Source organism: Mesorhizobium sp. BH1-1-4 (assembly GCF_020165665.1).
Lineage (GTDB): Bacteria > Pseudomonadota > Alphaproteobacteria > Rhizobiales > Rhizobiaceae > Mesorhizobium.
This window is the reverse complement of sequence record NZ_JAIUIN010000025.1, coordinates 39,870-59,787: the sequence shown is the minus strand read 5'-3', so window position 1 is coordinate 59,787 and position 19,918 is coordinate 39,870. Positions and strand designations below refer to the sequence as shown.

The following is a 19,918-nucleotide window of genomic DNA, read 5'->3' as shown; positions in this document are numbered from 1 at the left end:
CTCACGCCACCGGCCGGCCTTCGCTGGCTTCCAGGATAGTGAACCATTGCTGGCGGTCGAGCACGATATCCAGCGCCTTGGCCATGGAAGCCAGACGTCCCGGCTTCATCGAACCGAGCACCGGCACCAGCCGGGCTGGATGACGCAGTAGCCAGGCAATGGCAACCGTGGCGAGATCGCCGGCGCCGGTCTCGGCCGCGACAGTCGCCAGCGCCGCGCGCACGCGCGCCTCGCGCTGCTCCTTGCCGGTGAACAGCGAACCGCCGCCGAGCGGCGACCAGATCATCGGCGCATAGGACAGGCGCTGCGCATGGTCGAGGCTGCCATCGGTCAGCGCCGATGTCCTGAGCACCGACATCTCGATCTGGTTGGTGGCCAAGGGGAACGGCAGCCGCGACGCCAGCAGATCGAACTGCGAGGGGGTGAAATTGGAAACGCCGACCGCCCTCACCTTTCCGGCCCGGACCAAGCCGGCAAGGGCCGCCGCTGTCTCATCGGCATCCATCAGCGGGTCGGGCCGATGCAGCAGCAACAGGTCGAGATAGTCGGTGCCGAGATTAGCGAGCGAACGGTCGACCGAGGCGGTTATGTGAGCGGCACTGGTGTCATAATGCTTCAGCCGGTTTCGCGGCCGGTTGGTCGAGGCCAGCATGATGTCGCATTTCGAGATCAGCTCGATCTCGTCACGCTTTCCCTTCCAGTGCGCCAGCCCGGCGCCGAAGGCCGCCTCCACCTCGTAATTCCCGTAGATGTCGGCATGGTCGAAACTGGTCAGGCCGAGATCGACGGCTCTACCGATCAGCCGTGCGATCTGATCGACGTCCGGGCGCACGCCACCATCCAGCAGGCGCCACGCGCCAAAGACCAGGCGCGACAGCGACAGCCCGTCACTGGTCAGTGCGATGCGGCTGTCATGGCTCATGCCTGCGCTCCGTCTTCAGCCACATCGGCCGCGGCGTTTCCAACTGTCGCCTGTCTCGCCACCTTGGTGACGAAGACGATGACCGCCAGCACCAGGAAACACGCGCCGACCAGATAAGGCGCGCCGCCGAAGGTGACGGGCGCGCTGGGTCCGGTGAACCAGGAAAAGATCGCGGTATAGAGCAGCGGCGTGATGATCGAGGTGATCGAGAAGATCGAGGTCATCGCCCCCTGCAGCTCGCCTTGTGCCGAGGGCGGCACCTTGGCGGCGGCGAGGCTTCTGAGCGGCGGATCGGCCAGCGCCTCCAGGCAGCCGACGACGATCACCGCATAGACCATCCAGCCTTGCGAAGCGAAGGCGTAGCCGAAGGCGCTGGCGGCGGTGAAGGTCAGACCGATGACGGCCGTTCTCCACTCGCCGAGCCTGGGGATGACGCGCGGCAGCACCGTGCCCATGACGATCGCCCCGCACAGGCCGAAAGCGCCGAGCGAGAAGCCGATCTGCTGCTCGCTCCAGCCATAGCGGTAATTGGAGACGAACGACCACACCGCTGGATACATCATGTGGCCGAGCGTCATCAGGAAGAAGACGAGCCCGATCCAGCCGATGCCCTGATACTGGCGCATCTGCAGGAGCGTGCCGACCGGATTGGCGCGTTTCCACTCGAAGCGGCGGCGATGCTTTTCTTCGAGCGTTTCGGGCAGGAAGAACATCGCGATCAGGAAATTCACGAAGGCGAGCCCGGCGGCGAAGAAGAACGGCACGCGCGGCCCGAACGTGCCGAGCAAACCGCCCAGCACCGGCCCGATGACGAAGCCGACGCCGAAGGCGATGCCGAGCAGGCCGAAATTCTTCGCCCGGTTCTCGTCGTTCGATATGTCGGCGATGAAGGCCGACGTCGTCGAATAGCTGGCGCCCGAAATGCCGGCCAGCACACGTCCGATGAACAGCATCGGATAGGACCAGGCGATGGCGCAGATCAGATTGTCGATGGAGAAGGTCAGCACCGAGGCGAGCAGGATCGGCCGCCGCCCGAACCGGTCGCTCAAGCCGCCCATGATGGGCGCGAAAAAGAACTGCATGGCCGCATAGACGAAGAACAGCCACCCGCCCTCGATCGCCGCTTCGGAGATGCCGACGCCGGTCAATTCCCTGAGAAAGGCCGGCAGCACCGGCATGATCATGCCGAAGCCGATAATGTCGAGCAGCAGCGTGGTGAAAACGAGCGCAAGGCCCCGCTTGGCGGTTTTGGGGTCGATCATGACGGGTCAAATTCCTCCAGCCGCCCAAAGGCGCGGGCGGACGCACCTTATAGGCGAGCCCGCAAAAAGGAACAGTGCGGGAACGGTCAGGAACCCTCGATCCTGACACCCCCTGACGACGACTTTCCGTCAGGATGTCGCCGAAAACGACTGCTTAGATCGGCCCGCTCATCGTGTTGCAGTCCGACAGCTTGCCGCTCTTATAGCCGCGCGTCAGCCAGGTCTGCCGCTGCTGCGAGGTTCCGTGGTTGAAGCTCTCCGGCACGACATAGCCCTGCATCTTCTTCTGCAGCGTGTCGTCGCCGATCTGCTTGGCCGCGTTCAGGGCGCTTTCAAAGTCGCCCTGCTCCAATATGCCCTTCTGCGCGGTGTAGTGCGCCCACACGCCGGCGAAGCAGTCGGCCTGAAGCTCGATGCGCACCGACAGCTGGTTGGCATCGGCCTCGCTCATGCCTTGCCGCATCTGGTTGAACTTGCCCATGATGCCGGTGAGGTTCTGCACGTGGTGGCCGACCTCATGCGCGACGACATAGGCACGGGCGAACTCGCCGGAAGCGCCGAACTGCTGGTCGAGCTGCTGGAAGAAGGTCATGTCGAGATAGACCTTGTGATCGCCCGGACAATAGAACGGTCCGGCCGCGGCGGAAGCAAAGCCGCAGGCGGAGCGGACCTGGCCGGAAAACAGCACCAGCTTGGGGTCCTCGTAAGTCAGGCCCTGCGACTTGAAGATGCCGGTCCAGGTGTCTTCGGTCTCGGCCAAGACGGTCGCCACGAACTGCTTCATCTCGTCATTGGCGGGTGTACCCGCGCCGCTATCCTGGCCGCCGCCGCTGTTGTCGGTAATCTGGCCACCGCCGCCCGGCAGCAGGCCGCCGTCGCCACCACCCAGGATCGCCGAGGGATCGAAGCCGAAATACCAGCCGGCCAGCACCACCAGGATGACGAGGAAGATGCTGCCGCCGCCACCGGTACGGCCGCCGATGGGGAGCCGGAACTGGCCGCCACCGCCGCCTATCCCGCCGCCGCCGTCGCTGCGGTCGTCCTCGATATTGTCACTCTGACGACGACCTCTCCAGAGCATGGCAACTCCTCGCGCTCCAAACTTCCCCATTGCTCCGGCCAGGCCGGCTCAATCCAACAAACAATTATCGTAATGGTTGCGCCAAGTCACAGCATTTTTCGACGGGGGCGGCAGTGCTGGCAGCGCGTTCACCGCACTGGCCGGCAACGCGCAAGGCCTGTAGCATCGCGGCAATGGAGGGGGGCGAGGCTTGAGGACGATTGCGGGTTTCCTGTCGCTGCTGGCCGCATTGCCGTGGCTTGGGCTGGCAAACGCCGGTGCGGTGACGCTCGATTCCAGCGTCGCCGTCACCGATACCGCCACCTTGCAGGCGCTGGAGCGCGGCGGCCTGTCGATCAGCCGCCTGCTCGGCCCCGCCCTTGGCCTCACACGCGACGTCGACAATCGCGGCCTGTTTTCGGTGCCGGCGCTGGCCAGCGTGCGCGACACAGTCAAGCGAGAGATATCGGACGAGCCGAAGACCAGCCCCGACCCCTATGTCGCGGCCATGGCCAGATCGAACGACACCAGCCAGAAATTCAATCCGAAATACATCGACGACGACGGCTCGACGCTGGACCTGACAGGCGTCGTCAACCGCATGGATCGCGGCTATCTCGGCCATACTCAATGCGGCGAAATCCGGCTGATCTACCGCTTCCACTATTCGGTCGAGGAGATGCCGGCCAAGGGCAAGCCAGTCGGAGGGAAGACTGCGCAGCGCATTTCCTCGCGCCTGCCGCTGACCATGAGCCTGGTGTTCAACGCCAGGCCCGGCAAGGCCGAGGCGCGCGGCTCGAAAGACCTGCCCAGCGCCACCGACGCCTCATGCGCCGAAATCGCCCGGCGCTGGCTGGCCGCCGGCAGAAAAGACCTGCCGCCCGAGCAATTGGCCGCCTGGCTGCGTTCCGACGAAGGCCCACTGTCCGGCGCCATGCTCAATGCCTCGCAGATCATGCGGCTCGAACTCAACATGCAGGTGCTCAGGCTGTCGGCCTCGACGCGGCGCGATTTCGGCGGCCATGCCGAATATCTCCTGAAGATCTTCAAATGGGACCCGGCCACTTCGAGCTTTTATGAAGCCAGGATGGAAAACCAGATCGATCGGCCAACGGTGCTGGCCGACGTCAAGGCCTTCGCCAGATGGTTGCTCACGGACCGCAACATCTACGATCTCGACCACGGCCGGCTGGTGATCGACGAGAAATTCCTGGCCAAGAGCGCCGTCTCCGTCGCGCCCGGTGGGCTCAGCCGTTCGCAAAACAACATCGCCTACGGGCTGGTCGACGACACCGACATCGACCAGGCGTTGAAGGACTATGTCGCCAGGGGCAACACGCTCGCCACCATAAAATCCGTCGCCGGCTTCAATCTGCGCCTCAACGAGATGAGCTGTACCGGCTGCCACCAGACGCATGGCATTGCCGGCTTCCACTACACCGGCGCCGACCCGGCGAGCGAGCCGCGCCGCAACGCCGTCTTCGTGCCGGGCTCGGCGGTGTTCTTCGCCGACCTGCCGCGCCGCCGCGCCATCGTCGAGGAGTTCGCGGCCGGCGGCCATCCCGATTTCACCAGGGGCTTCGCCGCCCGTCCGGACCAGAAATACGCCGAGGCACTGAAAGGCACCGATCTCTACAATGGCTGGGGCTCGATCTGCTATCGCGGAACGGATGAGAGCTTCAAGGACTGGACCTGCGGCGCCGGCCTGCGCTGCGCCGGCGTGCATGAAAGCGCCATCCATCCCGGCTTCGGCACCTGCGTCAGCGAAAAAGGCACAGCCGTGGGCGACCCCGTCGAGTTCGGCGAGATCAGGATGTCGGCTTGGGGCAACGACAAATATTGCCGACTGTCACCCGCCACCGCCAAGGATTGCGCCATCGATCCGGCGCGCGACAAGAAACCGGTGGTCAAGCTCGCCGGCTATGGTGCCGCGCGCCAGCGCTACGACAATCCCGAGCAGAAGACCGGCGGCTTTCCCGGCGGCATGCTGCGCAAGGCGAGCTGCGACAAGCTTCCCGACGAAGCGAGCTGCGGCCGCCTCGCCAAGACCGGTTTCAACGACTGCGTCGCGTCGGGCAAGGACCACAAATTCTGCACCCGGGAATTCACCAAGACCGCCGGCCTGCGCGCCTGCGACAAGGCGCATCCCTGCCGCGAGGACTATATCTGCACCGCCGGCTATGACGACCTGCCTCAGGCCAAGCCAGGCGAAGGCACCTGCATCCCGCCCTATTTCATCTTCCAGTTCCGCGTCGACGGCCACCCCAGAAGCTGGGTGCAGGATGTCCGTGAGTGAGCCATCCAGGGTTTGCAGAACGGCCCTCGAAGTAAACCTTCATTAACCATGTCAGGAATAAAAGCGTAGGCGATTCAAGGGGATCTTCTGCCATGGCTTTTGTGTCCGGGCGCCGTCTGGCGCAGCTGCTGGGTATTGTCGCCTTGGGCGCTTTGGCTGCCGGCTGCACGACGACGAAACCCGCGACCGACGCCAAGGGTGGCAAACTCGCCTATGCGGCCGAGCCGAAGGAGGCCGGTACCAGTGGCTTCTTCTCCTCGCATTCCTTCAGCGGCCTTGCCGGCCGCAGCGTTACCGTCAACAGCATCGCCGATCTCAGACTGCGCAACCACGAAGTGGTGCTGACCTTCGATGACGGCCCGATGCCCGGCCGCACCCAAAACATCCTGAAAGTGCTCGACAATGCCGGCGTCAAGGCGACCTTCATGATGGTCGGCCAGATGGCTCGCTCCTACCCTGCCCTGGTGCGCGAGGTCGCCGCGCACGGCCACACGATCGGCACCCATACGCAGAACCACGCCAATCTCACGCATATGAGCGCCGCGGGCGCGCAGGCGCAGATCGAAGGCGGCATCAAAAGCGTCTCGGCCGCGCTGGTGCCGTCCATGCACGGCGTCGCGCCGTTCTTCCGCTTCCCCTATCTCGCATCGACGGCGACGTTGCGCCGACAACTCGCCGCGCGCGGCATCGTCGTCATCGACGCCGACATCGATTCCAAGGATTACTTCCCGTCGAGCCCGGACCAGGTGCGCAAGCGCACCATGGCCCGCATCGAGCAGCGCGGCTCCGGCATCATCCTGATGCACGACATCCACCCGCGCACCGCCCAAATGCTGCCGCAACTCTTGGCCAACCTGAAGGCCAAGGGCTACAAGGTGGTGCGGCTGGTGCCAGGCCACCGCAGCCGCGAATTGCTGGTGTCATCCCTGACGACAGGCACGGCGACGACTGTCCAGCAGACGGCCCTGGCCTATAGCCGCTAGGCGACTGCTACTCTTTCTGCTTGGCGCCGGCGCTCTTGCCGTCGGAACTTTTCGAGCGTTCCTCGAAACGGTCGGCGCCCTTCTTCAGGGGATGGCCATTTCGGCCTCGGTCTTGCGTTCATCCGTGGCGGCCGCCTGCTTCAGTCCTGTGGCTGCCTGCTTGCCTTTCGCGGTCGGTGCCTGGTCGACGCCCATTGCTTCTCTCCCTGGCGCGCAACAAGCGCGCGATGAGAGGCAACGCGCATAAGCGGTGGCGGTTCCAGCGGCTAATACGGTTCGCGACCCCCACAAGCCGCCGCTCAACGCGCCGTCATCGCCTTGCGGAACGCGTCCAGCGTCTCGGCGCTGACATGGTGCTCGATGCCTTCGGCGTCGATGCGCGCCGTCTCGGCGCTGACGCCGAGCGAGCGCAGGAAGGCTTCCACCGTCTGGTGGCGAATGCGGCTTTCCTCGGCGACCTTGCGCCCGGCTTCGGTCAGGAACACGCCGCGATAGGGTTTTCGCGACACCAGCCCGTCGGCGCACAGACGCGTCAGCATCTTGGCCACGGTCGGCTGTGCGACGCCGAGTCGCGCGGCGATGTCGACCTGGCGCGCCTCGTTGCCGTCCTCGATCAAATCGGCGATCAGCTCGACATAATCCTCGACCAGCGCGCTGCGGCGCGCCTGGCGCTGCTGCCGGAACCCTTCCGAATGGACATCGGCATCGAGCAACGGTTCACGCGGGACCGGTCTGTTCTTCAGCGCCAATGCGCGCTCCTCCTCGGGAGTTTGGCCGTCGCTGCTTTTATAGCACGGGCTCTGATTCTTCAGGCCGTTTATTTGCATTCCGCGAGAGGCGCAACCGGCGTCTCCGGTTGCAAGCTTCCGGTGCCGGTGAAAAGCACCGACAATGAAATATAGCCTATTGCATAATGTTGAGCCATGGCATAGCTTATGGATATCTCGCGAAGTCCCGGAAAGCCTTTCCATGTCAGAAGCCGAAGCCACAGCCCCTCGATCCTCATGGCGGTTCGCCAGGAAGGAAGAGGACGACCAGCCCAGCCTGCGCGAGGTCAATTCCACCATCGCGGTGCCGAGTTCGGGCGTCTGGTTCCGGCGCCTGTTCGCCTTCATGGGCCCCGGCTACATGGTCTCGGTCGGCTATATGGACCCGGGCAATTGGGCCACCGACCTCGCTGGCGGCGCCCAGTTCGGCTACACGCTTTTATTCATCATCATGCTGTCCAACCTGATGGCGATCCTGCTGCAGGCGCTGGCCGCCCGCCTTGGCATCGCCACCGGCCGCGATCTCGCCCAGGCCTGCCGCGCCTATTATCCGCGTCCGGTCAATTTCGTGCTGTGGATCGCCTGCGAACTCGCCATCATCGCCTGTGACCTCGCCGAGGTGATCGGCACCGCGATCGCGCTGCAGCTCCTGTTCGGCATTCCGCTCATCGGCGGCGCCATGCTGACCGCGCTCGACGCTTTCCTCGTGCTGCTGTTGATGAACAAGGGGTTCCGCTACCTCGAAGCCTTCGTCATCGCGCTTTTGATCATCATCTTCAGCTGCTTTGCCATCCAGATCTTCGTCGCCGCTCCGCCGGCCGGCACGATCCTGCATGCGATGTTCGTGCCGTCCTCCGAAATCGTCACCAATCCGGCGATGCTCTACATCGCCATCGGCATCATCGGCGCCACGGTCATGCCGCATAATCTCTACCTGCATTCCTCGATCGTGCAGACCCGCGCCTATGAACGCACCGAGGCGGGAAAACGCGATGCCATCAAATGGGCGACGACCGACTCGACCATCGCCCTGATGCTGGCGCTGTTCGTCAACGCCGCCATCCTGATCGTCGCGGCCGTCGCTTTCCACGAAACCGGCCACCAGGATGTCGCCGAGATCGACCAGGCCTTCAAGCTCCTGTCGCCGCTGCTGGGTCTCGGCATCGCCTCGATCCTGTTCGCCGTGGCGCTGCTCGCCTCCGGCCTCAACTCGACGGTGACGGCAACGCTTGCCGGCCAGATCATCATGGAAGGTTTTCTGCGCCTGCGCATCCCCAACTGGGCACGGCGCCTGCTGACGCGCGGCCTCGCCATCATCCCGGTGGTGGTCGTCACCGCCCTCTATGGCGAGAAGGGCACCGGCCAACTGCTGGTCTTCAGCCAGGTGGTGCTGTCCATGCAGCTGCCTTTCGCCGTCATCCCGCTGGTGCAGTTCGTCTCCGACAAGAAGAAGATGGGCAATCTCGCCATCCCGCGCGGCGTGGCGGCATTGGCCTGGGTGGTGGCGGCCATCATCCTGGTGCTCAACTTCAAGCTGCTCTACGACACCATGTTCGGGGTTGGTTGAAGTTCGGCTCAATCCCGGGACAAATCGCCAGATCGCGCTATCTTTGCCGATGCCATGAACAACATCGAAGATATCAGGACATTCTACGCGCGGCTGATGGCGGCCAACGCCGACTCGTTGGACCCGCGCCTGGAAGAGGTGTTCGCCAGCGTGCCGCGCGAAGCCTTCCTCGGTCCCGGGCCATGGACGGTCATCGCCGGCAACGTCAGGCTTATGACACCAAGCGCCGATCCGGCCCATATCTACCAGAATGTGCTGGTGGCGCTCGATGCCGACAAGGGCATCAACAATGGCGAGCCCTTCCTGCATGCCATGTGGATCGGCAAGCTGGCACCCAAGCCGGGTGAAACCGTTACTCATATCGGCGCCGGCACCGGTTACTACACCGCTTTGCTCTCCAGGCTCGTCTCGCCGGGCGGCAGCGTCACCGCTTTCGAGCTGGACAAGAACCTTGCCGATCTGGCGCGCGAAAATCTCGAAGCCTATCGCAATACGACCGTCGTCCATGGCGATGCCGTGACCACGTCCCTGCCGCCATCCGACATCGTCTATGTCAACGCCGGCGTCGTGGCGCCTCCCGCGGGCTGGCTGAAAGCATTGCGGCCCGGTGGCCGCATGATCTTCCCTTGGCGCCCAGCCGAGCGCGTCCCGCTGGCGATGCTGGTGACCCGCACCGAAAAGGGCTTTGCCTGCGATCCGTTTATGCGTGCCTGGTTCATCCCATGCTTCGGCGCCTCGCTTGCAGATCTTGCAGCGAAGATCCCGACGCGCGAGGAAGCCACGCGCAGCCGCTCGATCTGGCTGACGAGCGACAAGGCGCCGGACCGCACCGCCACCGCGATCTTCGGCGATGTGTGGTTTTCGTCGAAAAACCTTGGCACCAAACCCGGCATCTGACGCGCGATAGCAGGGCTCACTCAAATTTTGCGGGCCCTGTCGGGATCGTCGCGGGACGGCCGTCCTTGGACCATGATCCAGCCGCGATGGCATGGACGGTGCAAAGGGAGAGTAGAATGAGAAAGATCATCGCCGCGACCTTCGTCAGCCTCGATGGCGTCATGCAGGCGCCGGGCGGGCCGGAAGAAGATCCGGTCGGCGGCTTCGAATTCGGCGGCTGGACCTTCCACTACTTTGAAGAAGTGGGAGGCGCGGCAATGGAAGAACTATTCTCCAAACCGTTCGCCTTGCTGCTCGGACGTAGAACCTACGACATCTTCGCCGCGTACTGGCCTTATCAGAAAGATCCGATCTCCGATGCGTTCAACCCCGCGACCAAATATGTGGCGACGCATCGGCCTGACACGCTCACCTGGCAGAACACGCACTCGCTTGGGCCTGATATCGTCGCGGCCTTGCATCGCCTCAAGCAGGAGGACGGACCCGACCTGCTCATCCAGGGATCTGGCAATCTGATCCAGACCTTGCTCGCCAACGGGCTGATCGACGAGATCCGGCTGATGATCTTTCCGCTGTTGCTGGGCAAGGGCAAGCGGCTGTTCGACGATGCCGCGATGCCGGCTGCCTTCAAGCTTGTCAAGTCGCAGACATCCAGCACCGGCGTCATCATGGCGACCTATGAGCGCGCGGGCGAAATCGAGGTCGGCTCCTTTGTCACGGGCGAGCCATCCGAGGCCGAACTCGAGCGGCGTAGGAACTGGAAATAGCGGACCCGGTCTTGGCACCTTTCCTCTCCCTCCGGAGGGGGGAGAGGTGGCGCTGCGAAGCAGCGACGGAGTGGGGGAAGCCATTCGCCAAACGCACCGCCGTAAGACAGGCAGAAAAGGCGGCAAGAAGACTGAGACCAGCGATAATCTGGCGGGAAAAAGATCGACCCCCACTCCGTCGAGCTTCGCTCGACACCTCTCCCCCGATCGACGGGGGAGAGGAAACCAAGTTCTGCTTGGTCTCAGGCCGCCTGCGCCCGCCTTGCCAGCCCCTCACGGATATGCCGCGCGAACTCCTGCGCCGCCGTACTCACGCCATGCCTCGGCAGATGCAGGTTGATGGCGAAATTCGGCAGCGGCGGCAGGCCAACATCGGGTGGCAAGATGTCGAGATCCGAGGGCACGGTGGAAGCGAGCCATGTGGTGACGGCGAGATCCGAGCGCACTGTCGCCGTCGTGGCATCGATGTTGCCGTTCTCGAACACGCTGCGCCATTCCAGCCCATGCGCGTTGAGCGCGGCCAACACCACCGGCCGGAAGGCGCAGGTGTCGGCGACGATCGAGACCGGCAATGGCCGCTTGGCCCGGGCCGCCCCGCCCCTTGCGCCGACCCAGACCAGCCGGTCGATGGCAAGGCACTCGCCCGATGTCGGACCGACACGCTCCTCGATCACCGCGAGGTCGATGGTTCCCGCCGCCAGTGCCGCCGCCAATTCCGGCGAGGAGGCGCAGAGCAGCGATATCTCGACCCGCGGATAGGCTTCAGCATAGGCTTTCAGGACGGGCGCCAGCAAGGTGCCGACAAGGTCATAGGGCACGCCGAGCCGCACCTGTCCGGCCACCGCGTTTCCCGCCATCTCGGTCCAGATCTCGTCATTGAGGCTGAGCATGCGCCTTGCCTTGTCCAACAGACGCTCACCGGAACGCGTCAGGCGCAGACCGCGCCGGTCGCGCTCGAACAGGCTGCAGCCGAGCGTCTCCTCCAGCCGCTTGACCTGCTGGCTGACCGCGCCCTGGGTCAGGTGCAGCGCGTTGGCGGCCGCCGTCATACTAGCCTTGTCGGCGACGGTGACGAAAGTACGAACCAGCGCCGTATCGAGATTGCGGATCATATCAGCATTATATCTGCTAATGCAGACCATCGCAAACATTGCGTTTACTGATGCAAGCTGGCGTCTACCATGGAGCCTCAAAGGACGCCCCATGATCGAACCCATCCTTCCGCTGATCCTGTTTGCCTTCGTGGCCACCGCCACGCCGGGCGTCGCCACCACCCTGTCCACCGCGTCGGGCGCTCGGTTCGGCTTCCGAAGATCGCTGCCGCTGATGATCGGCAGCGCCGCAGGTCTCGCGACCGTGACAGGGGCGGCCGCCGCCGGGCTCGCGGGTCTCTTGCTTGCCATGCCGTCGCTGCAGCTTGCCATGAAGATCGCCGGCTCGCTCTATCTCGTCTGGCTGGCGATCAAGATCGGCCGCGCCGGGCCGCCCAATCTCGATGTGACGATGGCCAGGCCGAACAGCTTCTTCGGCGGCGCCGGCATCCAGTGGATGAACCCGAAAGGCTGGGCGATGGGCCTTGGCGCGGCGGCTTCCTTCGCCGCCCTCGCCGACGGCCCTGGACAACTCGCCTTGCTTCTCGGCTCGACCTTCGGCCTCGCCGCCGCCATCTCATTGTCCATCTGGTGCGTGGCCGGCATGGTGCTGGCACGGCTGCTCAAGACCGAATGGCAATGGCGCGTGCTCAACGTGGTGTTGGCACTGGTGCTCGCCGCCTCGATCATTCCGATGTGGCGGACGCATTAGAAGCGCAGCCTTGCAAGACTTGGGTTCCTCGCCCCTGCTACGGCACGCACACATTTTCCAGGCGACTGTTCCTTGGCGATAGTGTGCATAACGCCTTGGCGCATGCATTGTCCTGTGCTGCGCTGATCGACCCCCACTCCGTCTCGGCTTCGCCGAGCCACCTTGCCGAGGCCAGCCACGGGTCTCGCCCGTCCTTCGGAGCCCCCGATCTACGGGGGAGAGGAAAGGCGCCAAGCTTCTTGCCGTCAACGCTCGCCCAGCAAAGCTCCTTCCTTTCCCTCCGGAGGGGGGAAAGGTGGCGCTGCGAAGCAGCGACGGATTGGGGGAACCACCTGGCAATCAAGCCTGAGGCCGATCAGCCACGCCGGTCACGGAAGATGTGCGCGTAGCATAGCGCCAGAGCGGCGCCAGAGGTGGTCTCAGGCCGCGTAGCGCGCCGCCGGCTTGTCGGCGTGCAGGCTGCCATAGAAGGCCTGCCGGGCGCCGAGGAACGTGTCCAGCTTTCCCGTGTCGGCAAGCGCCGGCACGGTGACGGCTTCGCCTCGCGCCAGGCCGACAAGAGCGGCATCGACCATATCGTCGGCGGTCATGATGATCTCCTTCGGAAGTGTATCGATATCGCCGCCGGAAAGCTCCCAGAAGTCGGTCCGGGTCGCGCCGGGCAGCACCACCTGCACCTTCACCCCGGTGCCCGCGACCTCGCGATGCAGCGCTTCGGTGAAGTTGACGACATAGGCCTTGGTGCCGCTGTAGATGCCGCCGAACGAGGTGTCGAAAGCCAGTACCGAGGCGATGTTGACGATCCCGCCATGGTTGCGCGCCAGCAATCCCGGCAGCACGGCACGCGTCAGCCGCGTCAGCGCCACGACATTGACCTTGATCATGCGCTCGGCGGCATCCGCGTCGGCCGTTGCCACCACCACCTGTCCGCCAAGGCCGGCATTGTTGACCAGCAGCGTCACGCTCTCGTCGGCCGATATCGCCTTTTCGACGCGGCGCACATCGTCGTCGTCTGACAGGTCGGCCGCGATCACGCTGACCTTGCGGCTGTAGGCATGGCGCAATTTCTCGGCCAATTCCTCGAGCCGGTCGGCGCGCCGCGCCACCAGCACCAGATCATAGCCCTGCCCCGCCAGCCGGTCCGCATAGACGGCGCCGATGCCCGAGGAGGCGCCGGTGACGACTGCCGTGCCCTTGTTGTCATTTCTGCTCATTGTCACGTTCCTTGTGTTCGTTGTCTTCGGCTCCGGCGGACACGCTGGCAGCGGAAGTTGTCATTCAATTAGTGGCATATGCCACTTTCGGCGAAATAGGTATATGCCACTATCTTGTCAACGGCAGCGGCGAAAACTATTTCTGCGGCAGGCTGGCGCATTCTTCGCCGGCGAGGAGTTGACATGACCGACCTTCAGCAGCCTGGATTCAGCCAGTGCAACAATGCCACCTTGCGGCGCACCGCGCGTCGGCTCGGCCGCTTCTACGACGAAGCGCTGGCGCCTTCCGGGCTGAAGGGCACGCAATTTGGCCTGCTTTTCCAGATCAGTGTCGGCAGCGAGCCGGCCATGGGGGCCATTGCCGAGGCGCTGATCATGGATCTCTCGGCGCTCGGCCACACGCTGAAGCCGCTGGTCCGCGACGGCTATGTCGAAACCTTCCCCGACAAGGACGACCGCCGCGTCAAGCGCGTGCGGCTGACGCCATCAGGCCAGGCCAAGCTCGACGAGGCGATCAAGCTGTGGAGCGTCGCCCAGCGGCAATTCGAGGCCATGATCGGCGCGGAGCAAGCCGCGAAGCTGCGCGCCGCGCTCGATGAAGTGGCTGCGTTGAACCTGGAACTGCCCGCGGCCGCTTCTTCCGGTTGAAGAAGCGGCCGCGTAAACAAACAGGATGTAAGCCTCGGGGCCGGTCTTACTCAGCCGGCATCGCTACCGGTTTGGCAAACATCCGCCCCGCCAGAACGATGCCGAGCCCGATGACCGGGAAGGCCGCTGCAATCAGGCCGAGATCGGCCGGCGCGCCGTAGCGCAGCACCGCGCCGCCGACCACCGCGCCCAGCGCCACGCCGAGATAGAGCGCCGAGGCGTTGAGCGACAGCACGATCGGGGCCGCGTCCGGCGCGAGCTTGATGATGCGGCTCGCCTGCGCCGGCGGGAAAGCCCAGCCGACGATGCCCCACGGCACCATCATGCCCATCAGCGCCGGTCCGGCGAGATGATGCGGCAGGAAGGTCGGGATCAGCGAGAAGGTGACGAGCATGGCGGCGGAGAGCGCCAGCGACCATCCGACGGTGCGCGTCGCGCCGAAACGATCGGCGGCCTGGCCGCCGGCAATGTTGCCGATGACGGCGCCGGCGCCGAAGGCGAGCAGCATGCCCGGCAGCGCGATCGGCGACAGCCCGGCGCCTTCGATAGCCAGCGGCGCGATGAAGCTGAACACGGTGAACGCGCCGATCAGGGCAACCGCCGTCGTCACCAGGATCGGCATCACGCCGGGGCGCATGGCCGCCGCCAGCCGGCGCTTCAAGGGCAGCTTCGTGCCGATGATGCCGCGCGGCAGCCGGTACCACAGGATGGCGCCGGACAGCGCGCCAAGGCCGGCAATGGCATAGAAGGTGCCGCGCCAGCCGGCGATGGCCGCGACAAGCGCGCCAAGCGGCGCCCCGACCGCGACGGCCACCGTGGTGCCGCCGACGACGACGGCGATGGCGCGAGCCCGGTGATGGTCATCGACCAGCGCCACCGCCGTGCCTTGCGCGGTGGCGGCGAACAGGCCCGACGACAGCGCCATGATGATGCGCGCGGCGAGCAGCACCTCGAAGGAGGAACTTAGGGCCGCGACGACATTGCCGATGACGAAGAACACCAGCGTCCACAGGATGACGCGGCGCCGGTCCCATTCGCCGGTCAGCGTCGCCAGGATGGGCGTGCCGATCGCATAGGCGAGCGCGAAGGCGGTGATCAGCGAACCGGCGAGCGGCACGGAGATGCCCGCATCCCTGGCGATGTCGGGCAGAAGGCTGGAGATGACGAAGCCTTCGGTCGAGATCGCGAACGATCCGAGCGCCAGCCAGAAGATTCTCTTGTCCATGGGAATGCGTCCTTAGTTCAAAAGTTATTGAACAATTGGACATAACAGGCCATGATGTCAATGAAGACAGGGCAAAATAGCTGAACCATGCTGACAGCCCTGTGTCAGGACGGTCACGAGAAGGAGAAACGATGTGTATGGCCGAGCAGGATCGGCGCGTTGAAATCGGCCTGAACTGTGCTTAGGTTCCTGCCATGACGCTCCCTCACCCCAATATGGACCAGATCAGCCTGCCCATCGTGCTCGGCGTGCTCGGCGACCCGACGCGGCTCGCCATCGTGCGCTATCTCGCCAGCAAGGAAGGCGTGCCGCTGAACTGCAGCCGCTTCCTCGACCTCGGCTCCAAGACCAACCTCAGCTATCACCTCGCCAAACTGCGCGAGGCCGGCGTCACCCGCGCCGAAGTGGTCGGCACCAACCGCATGATCACGCTGCGCCGCGCCGACCTCGACGCCCGCTTCCCCGGCCTGCTCGACAGCGTCATCGCCGCCGCGGTGGACGATCCCGCATTGCCGGCCGTCGGCGGCCACGATCTGGAAGTGCCTGCCTGACGCAATTTCCGGCCTCGGCGCCTTGGCGGCGCCGAAGGCACCTTGTTCCGTCACACAACGCCCTTATGCTGCCCAAATCCGGGAAAACAATTCGCCAGGGTTTGGGAATTGCGGAATGACGTGGCGGCTTTCCGATCGATCTTGGCTTCATCCGTGTCTCGCGGCCTTCCTGGCCTGCGGCTTCTGGCTTGCCGTGGCCTCGGCCGCCGACGCTGCCGCAAAGCTGCGCGGCGTGGCGCTGGTCATCGGCAACAGCGCCTATGAGCATCTTGCGCGATTGCCCAATCCGCAAAACGATGCCCGCTCCGTCGAGACGATGCTCGACAGCCTCGGCTTCGATACAGAGATCAGCACCGACCGCGATGCGAGGCGCCTTGCCCGCGACCTCGACCGCTTCGCCGAGGACGCCAGGGATGCCGATGTCGCCATCCTCTATTATTCCGGCCATGGCATTGAAGCCGGCGGTGAGAATTATCTGGTGCCGGTCGATGCCGACTTTTCAGCACTCGACGCGGCCCGCGAACGTCTGGTACCGGTGTCGGCGCTCATCGCCAAATTGCAGGCGAGCGTGCCGCTGACCATCGTCATGCTGGATGCCTGCCGCGACAGCCCGTTTCCGCCCGGTTCGCTCGTCCGCGCTGCGCCTGGCGTTCAGCCCGCTCCGATCGGCCCCGCCGGATTGAGCGAGGCCCGTGGCGCGACGCCTCTCAAGCCGCCGTCGGATGCCGCCGCGGCTCCGAGCGTCGGCACGGTGATTGCCTTCGCCGCCGAGCCCGGTCACGCCGCGCTCGATGGAAGCCCCGGCGGCGACAGCCCCTATGCGGCGGCCCTGACCAAGCATCTTTCGGCCATGAGCGGCGAGGAATTCGGCACCGTCATGCGCATGGTGGCCCAAGAGGTCTATCTCAAGACCAATGGCCGCCAGCGGCCATGGATCAACGAAAGCCTGCGCCGCCTGCTCTATTTCGGCAAGGCGCCGACTGAGCCGACCGGCGACGACGGCGACATCCTCAAGGAGCGCCGCCAGCTTCTGCTCACCATCGCCGCCCTGCCCGATGCCGACCGCAAGCAGGTGGAAACGACGGCCGCCGATCGTGGCGTGCCGATGGACGCGCTCTACGGCATGCTGAAGACGCTGGGCGCCGGCACGCCGAAGGATCCGGCCGAACTCGACAAGCTGCTGCGCGACCAGGCCGACCGGCTGAAGAGCATCATGGCGGAGCGCGCGGCGCTGCGGAGCGCCGATCCGGAGATCGTGCGGCTGTCCGGCCTGTCGCAGGCCGCCATCGGCGAGGGCGCGCTGTCCACGGCCATTTCGCTCAACGAACGTGCCAAATCCCGGCTGAAGATGCTGGTCTCGACCCTCGATGAAACAGAAGCCAATCTCAAGCAGCGGCGTATGGAAGCCGCCGACGTGTATGCCAGAAGCGCCCAGGCCTATGGCCTCAACTCCGACTATCTCGAGGCCGCCAGCGACTATGAACAGGCATTCGGTCAGGTCGAGCGCTGGGACGACACGCTGGCCCTGCAGTACAAGGGCGGCGAGGTGCTCTCGCTCACGGATCATGGCCGGTACAAGGGCGACAACGATGCGCTTCTCGGTGCGATTTCCGCCGGCAAGGATCTCGTCGGCATCGCAAGCCGTCTCAAGGACCAGGGCAGCCTGGCCAAGGCGCGGCTCAATCTCGGCAATGCTTACCAGACGTTGGGCAAGCGAAAAGGCGATGCGGGGCAATTGCGGCTAGCCGTCGCCGCCTACCGGACGGCGCTGGAGGGACTTCCACGCGAACAGAGTTCCCAGGACTGGGCTCTTGCCCAGAACAATCTTGGCGCGACACTGTCGAATCTGGGCGAACTCGAAACCGGCACCGCGACCTTGCAGGAGGCGGTCACGGCTTTCCGCGCCGCGCTGGAAGTGCGGACACGCCAGACTGCCCCGCTTGACTGGGCCATGACGCAGACCAATCTTGGCAATGCGCTTGCGGAATTCGGCGAGCGCGAAGCGGGCACGGACCACCTGGAGCAGGCCGCCGCCGCTTTTCGGGCGGCCGGCGAAGAGCTGACCCGCGATCGGGCGCCGCTTTATTGGGCGCAGGTGCAAACCAACCTTGGCATCACGCTCTACGCACTCGGTGAGCGCGAGACCGGGACAGCGCACCTGGAAGAATCGGCCGCCGTCCTGCTCGCGGCGCTTGAAGAGCGCACCCGCGACCGCGTGCCGCTCGAATGGGCCAAGACGCAGATGAGTCTCGCCCTCGCCTGGACGGAACTGGGGCACCGCAAACGCGATGCGAACCAACTGCGGGCGGCCGTCGCGGCCTACCGCGCCGCACTCGAGGAATACAGCGCCGATCGGGCGCCGATCGATTGGGCGACCACGCAGGCCGGTCTTGGAAACGCCTTCCGCTACCTCGGTCAGGAACAACCGAACGCCGCGGCGGCCGGCACGGCGATGCTGGAACAGGCCCTGACGGCCTATCGTGCCGCCCTCGGCACGTTGACCCGCGAACATACGCCGCTCGATTGGGCGACGGTCGAGATCAATCTCGCCGTCGTGCTGTCGGATATCGGCAAACGCCGCGGCGACGCCGACCAGATCAAGGAAGCCATTGCCACCTTCCGCGCGGCGCTGGAGGAAGCCACCCGCGAACGCATGCCGCTGCTTTGGGCCGGCGCGCAGGGCAATCTGGGGCATGCGCTGGCATGGCTGGGAGAACGCCAGGGCGATACGGCATTGCTTGGGCAAGCCGTCGCCGCCTACAACGCGGCACTCGAGGAAACGACCCGCGCACGGGCGCCGCTCGACTGGGCAGCGATCCAGATCGACATTGGCACGGCGTCGAGAATCCTGGGGACGGCGTTGCCGCGAACCGGCCAATTCGACGAAGGCGCCCGGCAATTGGAGGCCGCCGAATCGGCCTTCCAATCCGCGCTGCTCGAATATGACAGTCAGCGCACGCCGAACGAATGGGCCGCCGCGCAAAGCAATCTGGGGGCGGTCCTGATCACCATCGGGCTTTCCCGGGGCGAACCGGGGCGGCTGCAGGATGCTGTCGCTGCTTTCAATGCGGCGCTTACGCAATACACCCGCGAAAAGGCGCCGCTCGACTGGGCCGCCACGCAAAACAACCTTGGCACCGCGCTGCGCTATCTCGGCCAGCAGCAAGGCGATTCGGCAAAGCTTGAGGCCGCCATTGCCGCCTATCGCGCGGCGCTCGAAGTCCGCACCAGATTGAACGGTCCGCTCGACTGGGCGCAGACGCAGGCCAATCTGGGCAACACGCTGGTGATCCTGGGCGACGTGCTGGCGTCCGCCGGCCAGCCGAATCTGGGGTTGGGGCGGTTGCAGGACGCCGTCACTACCCTTCGCCTGGCGCTGCAGGAATACATTCGCGAAAGGGCGCCGACCCTAGGGGCAGCGACGCAGGTCGACCTTGCGCGAGCCGAGACCAAGCTGGGATTGGCAATGGCCGGTTTCGGCGCTGTCGACAATGGCGTGGCATGGATGCAGGACGCGGTCGCCATCTACCGGCAAGCGCTGCTGCAATACACGCGCGAGACGGCGCCCACCGACTGGTCCGACACCCAGAACGAACTGGGCTCCACGCTAATCAAGCTTGCGGGCACAACCATGGACCCGCAATTCGCCAGGGACGCCATCGTCGCCTACCGCGCCGCGCTCGAGATCCGTACCCGCGAACAATACCCGCAATATTGGGCGCAGACCCAAACCAATCTGGGACTGGCGCTTGTCGGCCTGGGCTCCCTCACCCGGTCGCGCGAGGCGATCCTGCTCGGCAAGGATGCAATCAAGTCCGTATGGGACATGTACCGGGCGGCCGGCTCCAGCCAGTACGACAATTATTACGCCTCCGCCCTCAATGATGCCGACAATGAACTCGCCAGGCTGAACTGATCGCGGCGAAGCCGAAGCGGACCTTGACGCTCGCCAGTCG

16 protein-coding genes and 1 pseudogene are annotated in these 19,918 nt (G+C 65.0%); 9 read left to right on the top strand and 8 right to left on the bottom strand.

The window, feature by feature from the left end:
• Position 1: 1 nt before the first annotated feature.
• From LB569_RS27610 to LB569_RS27600, 3 genes are all read right to left on the bottom strand, one after another.
• On the bottom strand, positions 2-922 hold the full coding sequence (locus tag LB569_RS27610; protein ID WP_224694853.1) for an aldo/keto reductase family oxidoreductase: 921 nt from the start codon (positions 920-922) through the stop codon (positions 2-4).
• Positions 919-2,184, bottom strand: a complete 1,266-nt coding sequence (locus LB569_RS27605) for a TCR/Tet family MFS transporter (protein ID WP_224694852.1) — start codon at positions 2,182-2,184, stop codon at positions 919-921. Before LB569_RS27605 ends, LB569_RS27610 begins: the two co-directional genes overlap by 4 nt.
• A 154-nt stretch (positions 2,185-2,338) precedes the next feature.
• Positions 2,339-3,265, bottom strand: a complete 927-nt coding sequence (locus LB569_RS27600; RefSeq protein ID WP_140709912.1) for a neutral zinc metallopeptidase — start codon at positions 3,263-3,265, stop codon at positions 2,339-2,341.
• Positions 3,266-3,455: 190 nt separating this feature from the next.
• Between LB569_RS27600 and LB569_RS27595 the strand changes: the two genes are divergently transcribed.
• Both LB569_RS27595 and LB569_RS27590 read left to right on the top strand, forming a co-directional pair.
• Complete coding sequence (locus LB569_RS27595) at positions 3,456-5,540, top strand: hypothetical protein (RefSeq protein WP_224694851.1); 2,085 nt, start codon at positions 3,456-3,458, stop codon at positions 5,538-5,540.
• A gap of 92 nt (positions 5,541-5,632) precedes the next feature.
• Positions 5,633-6,523: a polysaccharide deacetylase family protein gene (locus LB569_RS27590; RefSeq protein ID WP_140709907.1), complete on the top strand. Its 891-nt coding sequence runs from the start codon at positions 5,633-5,635 to the stop codon at positions 6,521-6,523.
• 7 nt (positions 6,524-6,530) lie between these two features.
• Here the strand turns inward: LB569_RS27590 and LB569_RS27585 are convergent.
• A pseudogene (locus LB569_RS27585) lies at positions 6,531-6,718 on the bottom strand (hypothetical protein).
• Positions 6,719-6,822: 104 nt separating this feature from the next.
• On the bottom strand, positions 6,823-7,272 hold the full coding sequence (mntR, locus tag LB569_RS27580) for a manganese-binding transcriptional regulator MntR (protein ID WP_140709903.1): 450 nt from the start codon (positions 7,270-7,272) through the stop codon (positions 6,823-6,825).
• Positions 7,273-7,492: 220 nt separating this feature from the next.
• Between mntR and LB569_RS27575 the strand changes: the two genes are divergently transcribed.
• The 3 genes from LB569_RS27575 to LB569_RS27565 all read left to right on the top strand — a co-directional run bounded on the left by LB569_RS27575 (position 7,493) and on the right by LB569_RS27565 (position 10,521).
• A complete protein-coding gene (locus LB569_RS27575; RefSeq protein WP_224542630.1) occupies positions 7,493-8,857 on the top strand; it encodes an Nramp family divalent metal transporter in 1,365 nt (454 codons plus the stop codon).
• A 54-nt stretch (positions 8,858-8,911) separates the two neighbouring features.
• Complete coding sequence (locus tag LB569_RS27570) at positions 8,912-9,754, top strand: protein-L-isoaspartate O-methyltransferase family protein (RefSeq protein WP_224694850.1); 843 nt, start codon at positions 8,912-8,914, stop codon at positions 9,752-9,754.
• Between the two features lie 116 nt (positions 9,755-9,870).
• A complete protein-coding gene (locus LB569_RS27565; RefSeq protein WP_224694849.1) occupies positions 9,871-10,521 on the top strand; it encodes a dihydrofolate reductase family protein in 651 nt (216 codons plus the stop codon).
• Between the two features lie 242 nt (positions 10,522-10,763).
• Here LB569_RS27565 and LB569_RS27560 read toward each other — a convergent pair whose 3' ends face one another.
• Positions 10,764-11,633 carry a LysR substrate-binding domain-containing protein gene (locus LB569_RS27560; RefSeq protein ID WP_224694848.1) on the bottom strand — a complete coding sequence of 290 codons (870 nt, stop codon included), beginning with the start codon at positions 11,631-11,633 and terminating at the stop codon, positions 10,764-10,766.
• Between the two features lie 91 nt (positions 11,634-11,724).
• Here LB569_RS27560 and LB569_RS27555 point away from each other — a divergent pair, with 91 nt between their 5' ends.
• On the top strand, positions 11,725-12,324 hold the full coding sequence (locus LB569_RS27555; protein WP_224694847.1) for a LysE family translocator: 600 nt from the start codon (positions 11,725-11,727) through the stop codon (positions 12,322-12,324).
• 419 nt (positions 12,325-12,743) lie between these two features.
• On the opposite strand, the gene LB569_RS27550 is transcribed toward LB569_RS27555, so the two are convergent.
• Positions 12,744-13,538, bottom strand: coding sequence for an SDR family NAD(P)-dependent oxidoreductase (locus LB569_RS27550; RefSeq protein WP_224694846.1), 795 nt, complete (start codon positions 13,536-13,538; stop codon positions 12,744-12,746).
• Between the two features lie 183 nt (positions 13,539-13,721).
• Here LB569_RS27550 and LB569_RS27545 point away from each other — a divergent pair, with 183 nt between their 5' ends.
• Complete coding sequence (locus LB569_RS27545; RefSeq protein ID WP_224694845.1) at positions 13,722-14,186, top strand: MarR family winged helix-turn-helix transcriptional regulator; 465 nt, start codon at positions 13,722-13,724, stop codon at positions 14,184-14,186.
• A gap of 46 nt (positions 14,187-14,232) precedes the next feature.
• Here the strand turns inward: LB569_RS27545 and LB569_RS27540 are convergent, their stop codons facing one another.
• The gene (locus tag LB569_RS27540) at positions 14,233-15,411 is read right to left on the bottom strand and encodes an MFS transporter (protein WP_140709887.1); all 1,179 of its coding nucleotides are present in this window, start codon (positions 15,409-15,411) and stop codon (positions 14,233-14,235) included.
• Between the two features lie 194 nt (positions 15,412-15,605).
• Here LB569_RS27540 and LB569_RS27535 point away from each other — a divergent pair, with 194 nt between their 5' ends.
• Both LB569_RS27535 and LB569_RS27530 read left to right on the top strand, forming a co-directional pair.
• Positions 15,606-15,962 carry an ArsR/SmtB family transcription factor gene (locus LB569_RS27535; protein ID WP_140709885.1) on the top strand — a complete coding sequence of 119 codons (357 nt, stop codon included), beginning with the start codon at positions 15,606-15,608 and terminating at the stop codon, positions 15,960-15,962.
• Positions 15,963-16,077: 115 nt separating this feature from the next.
• Positions 16,078-19,878 (top strand): caspase domain-containing protein, encoded by a 3,801-nt coding sequence (locus tag LB569_RS27530; RefSeq protein ID WP_224694844.1) that lies wholly within the window; start codon positions 16,078-16,080, stop codon positions 19,876-19,878.
• Positions 19,879-19,918: the final 40 nt, after the last annotated feature.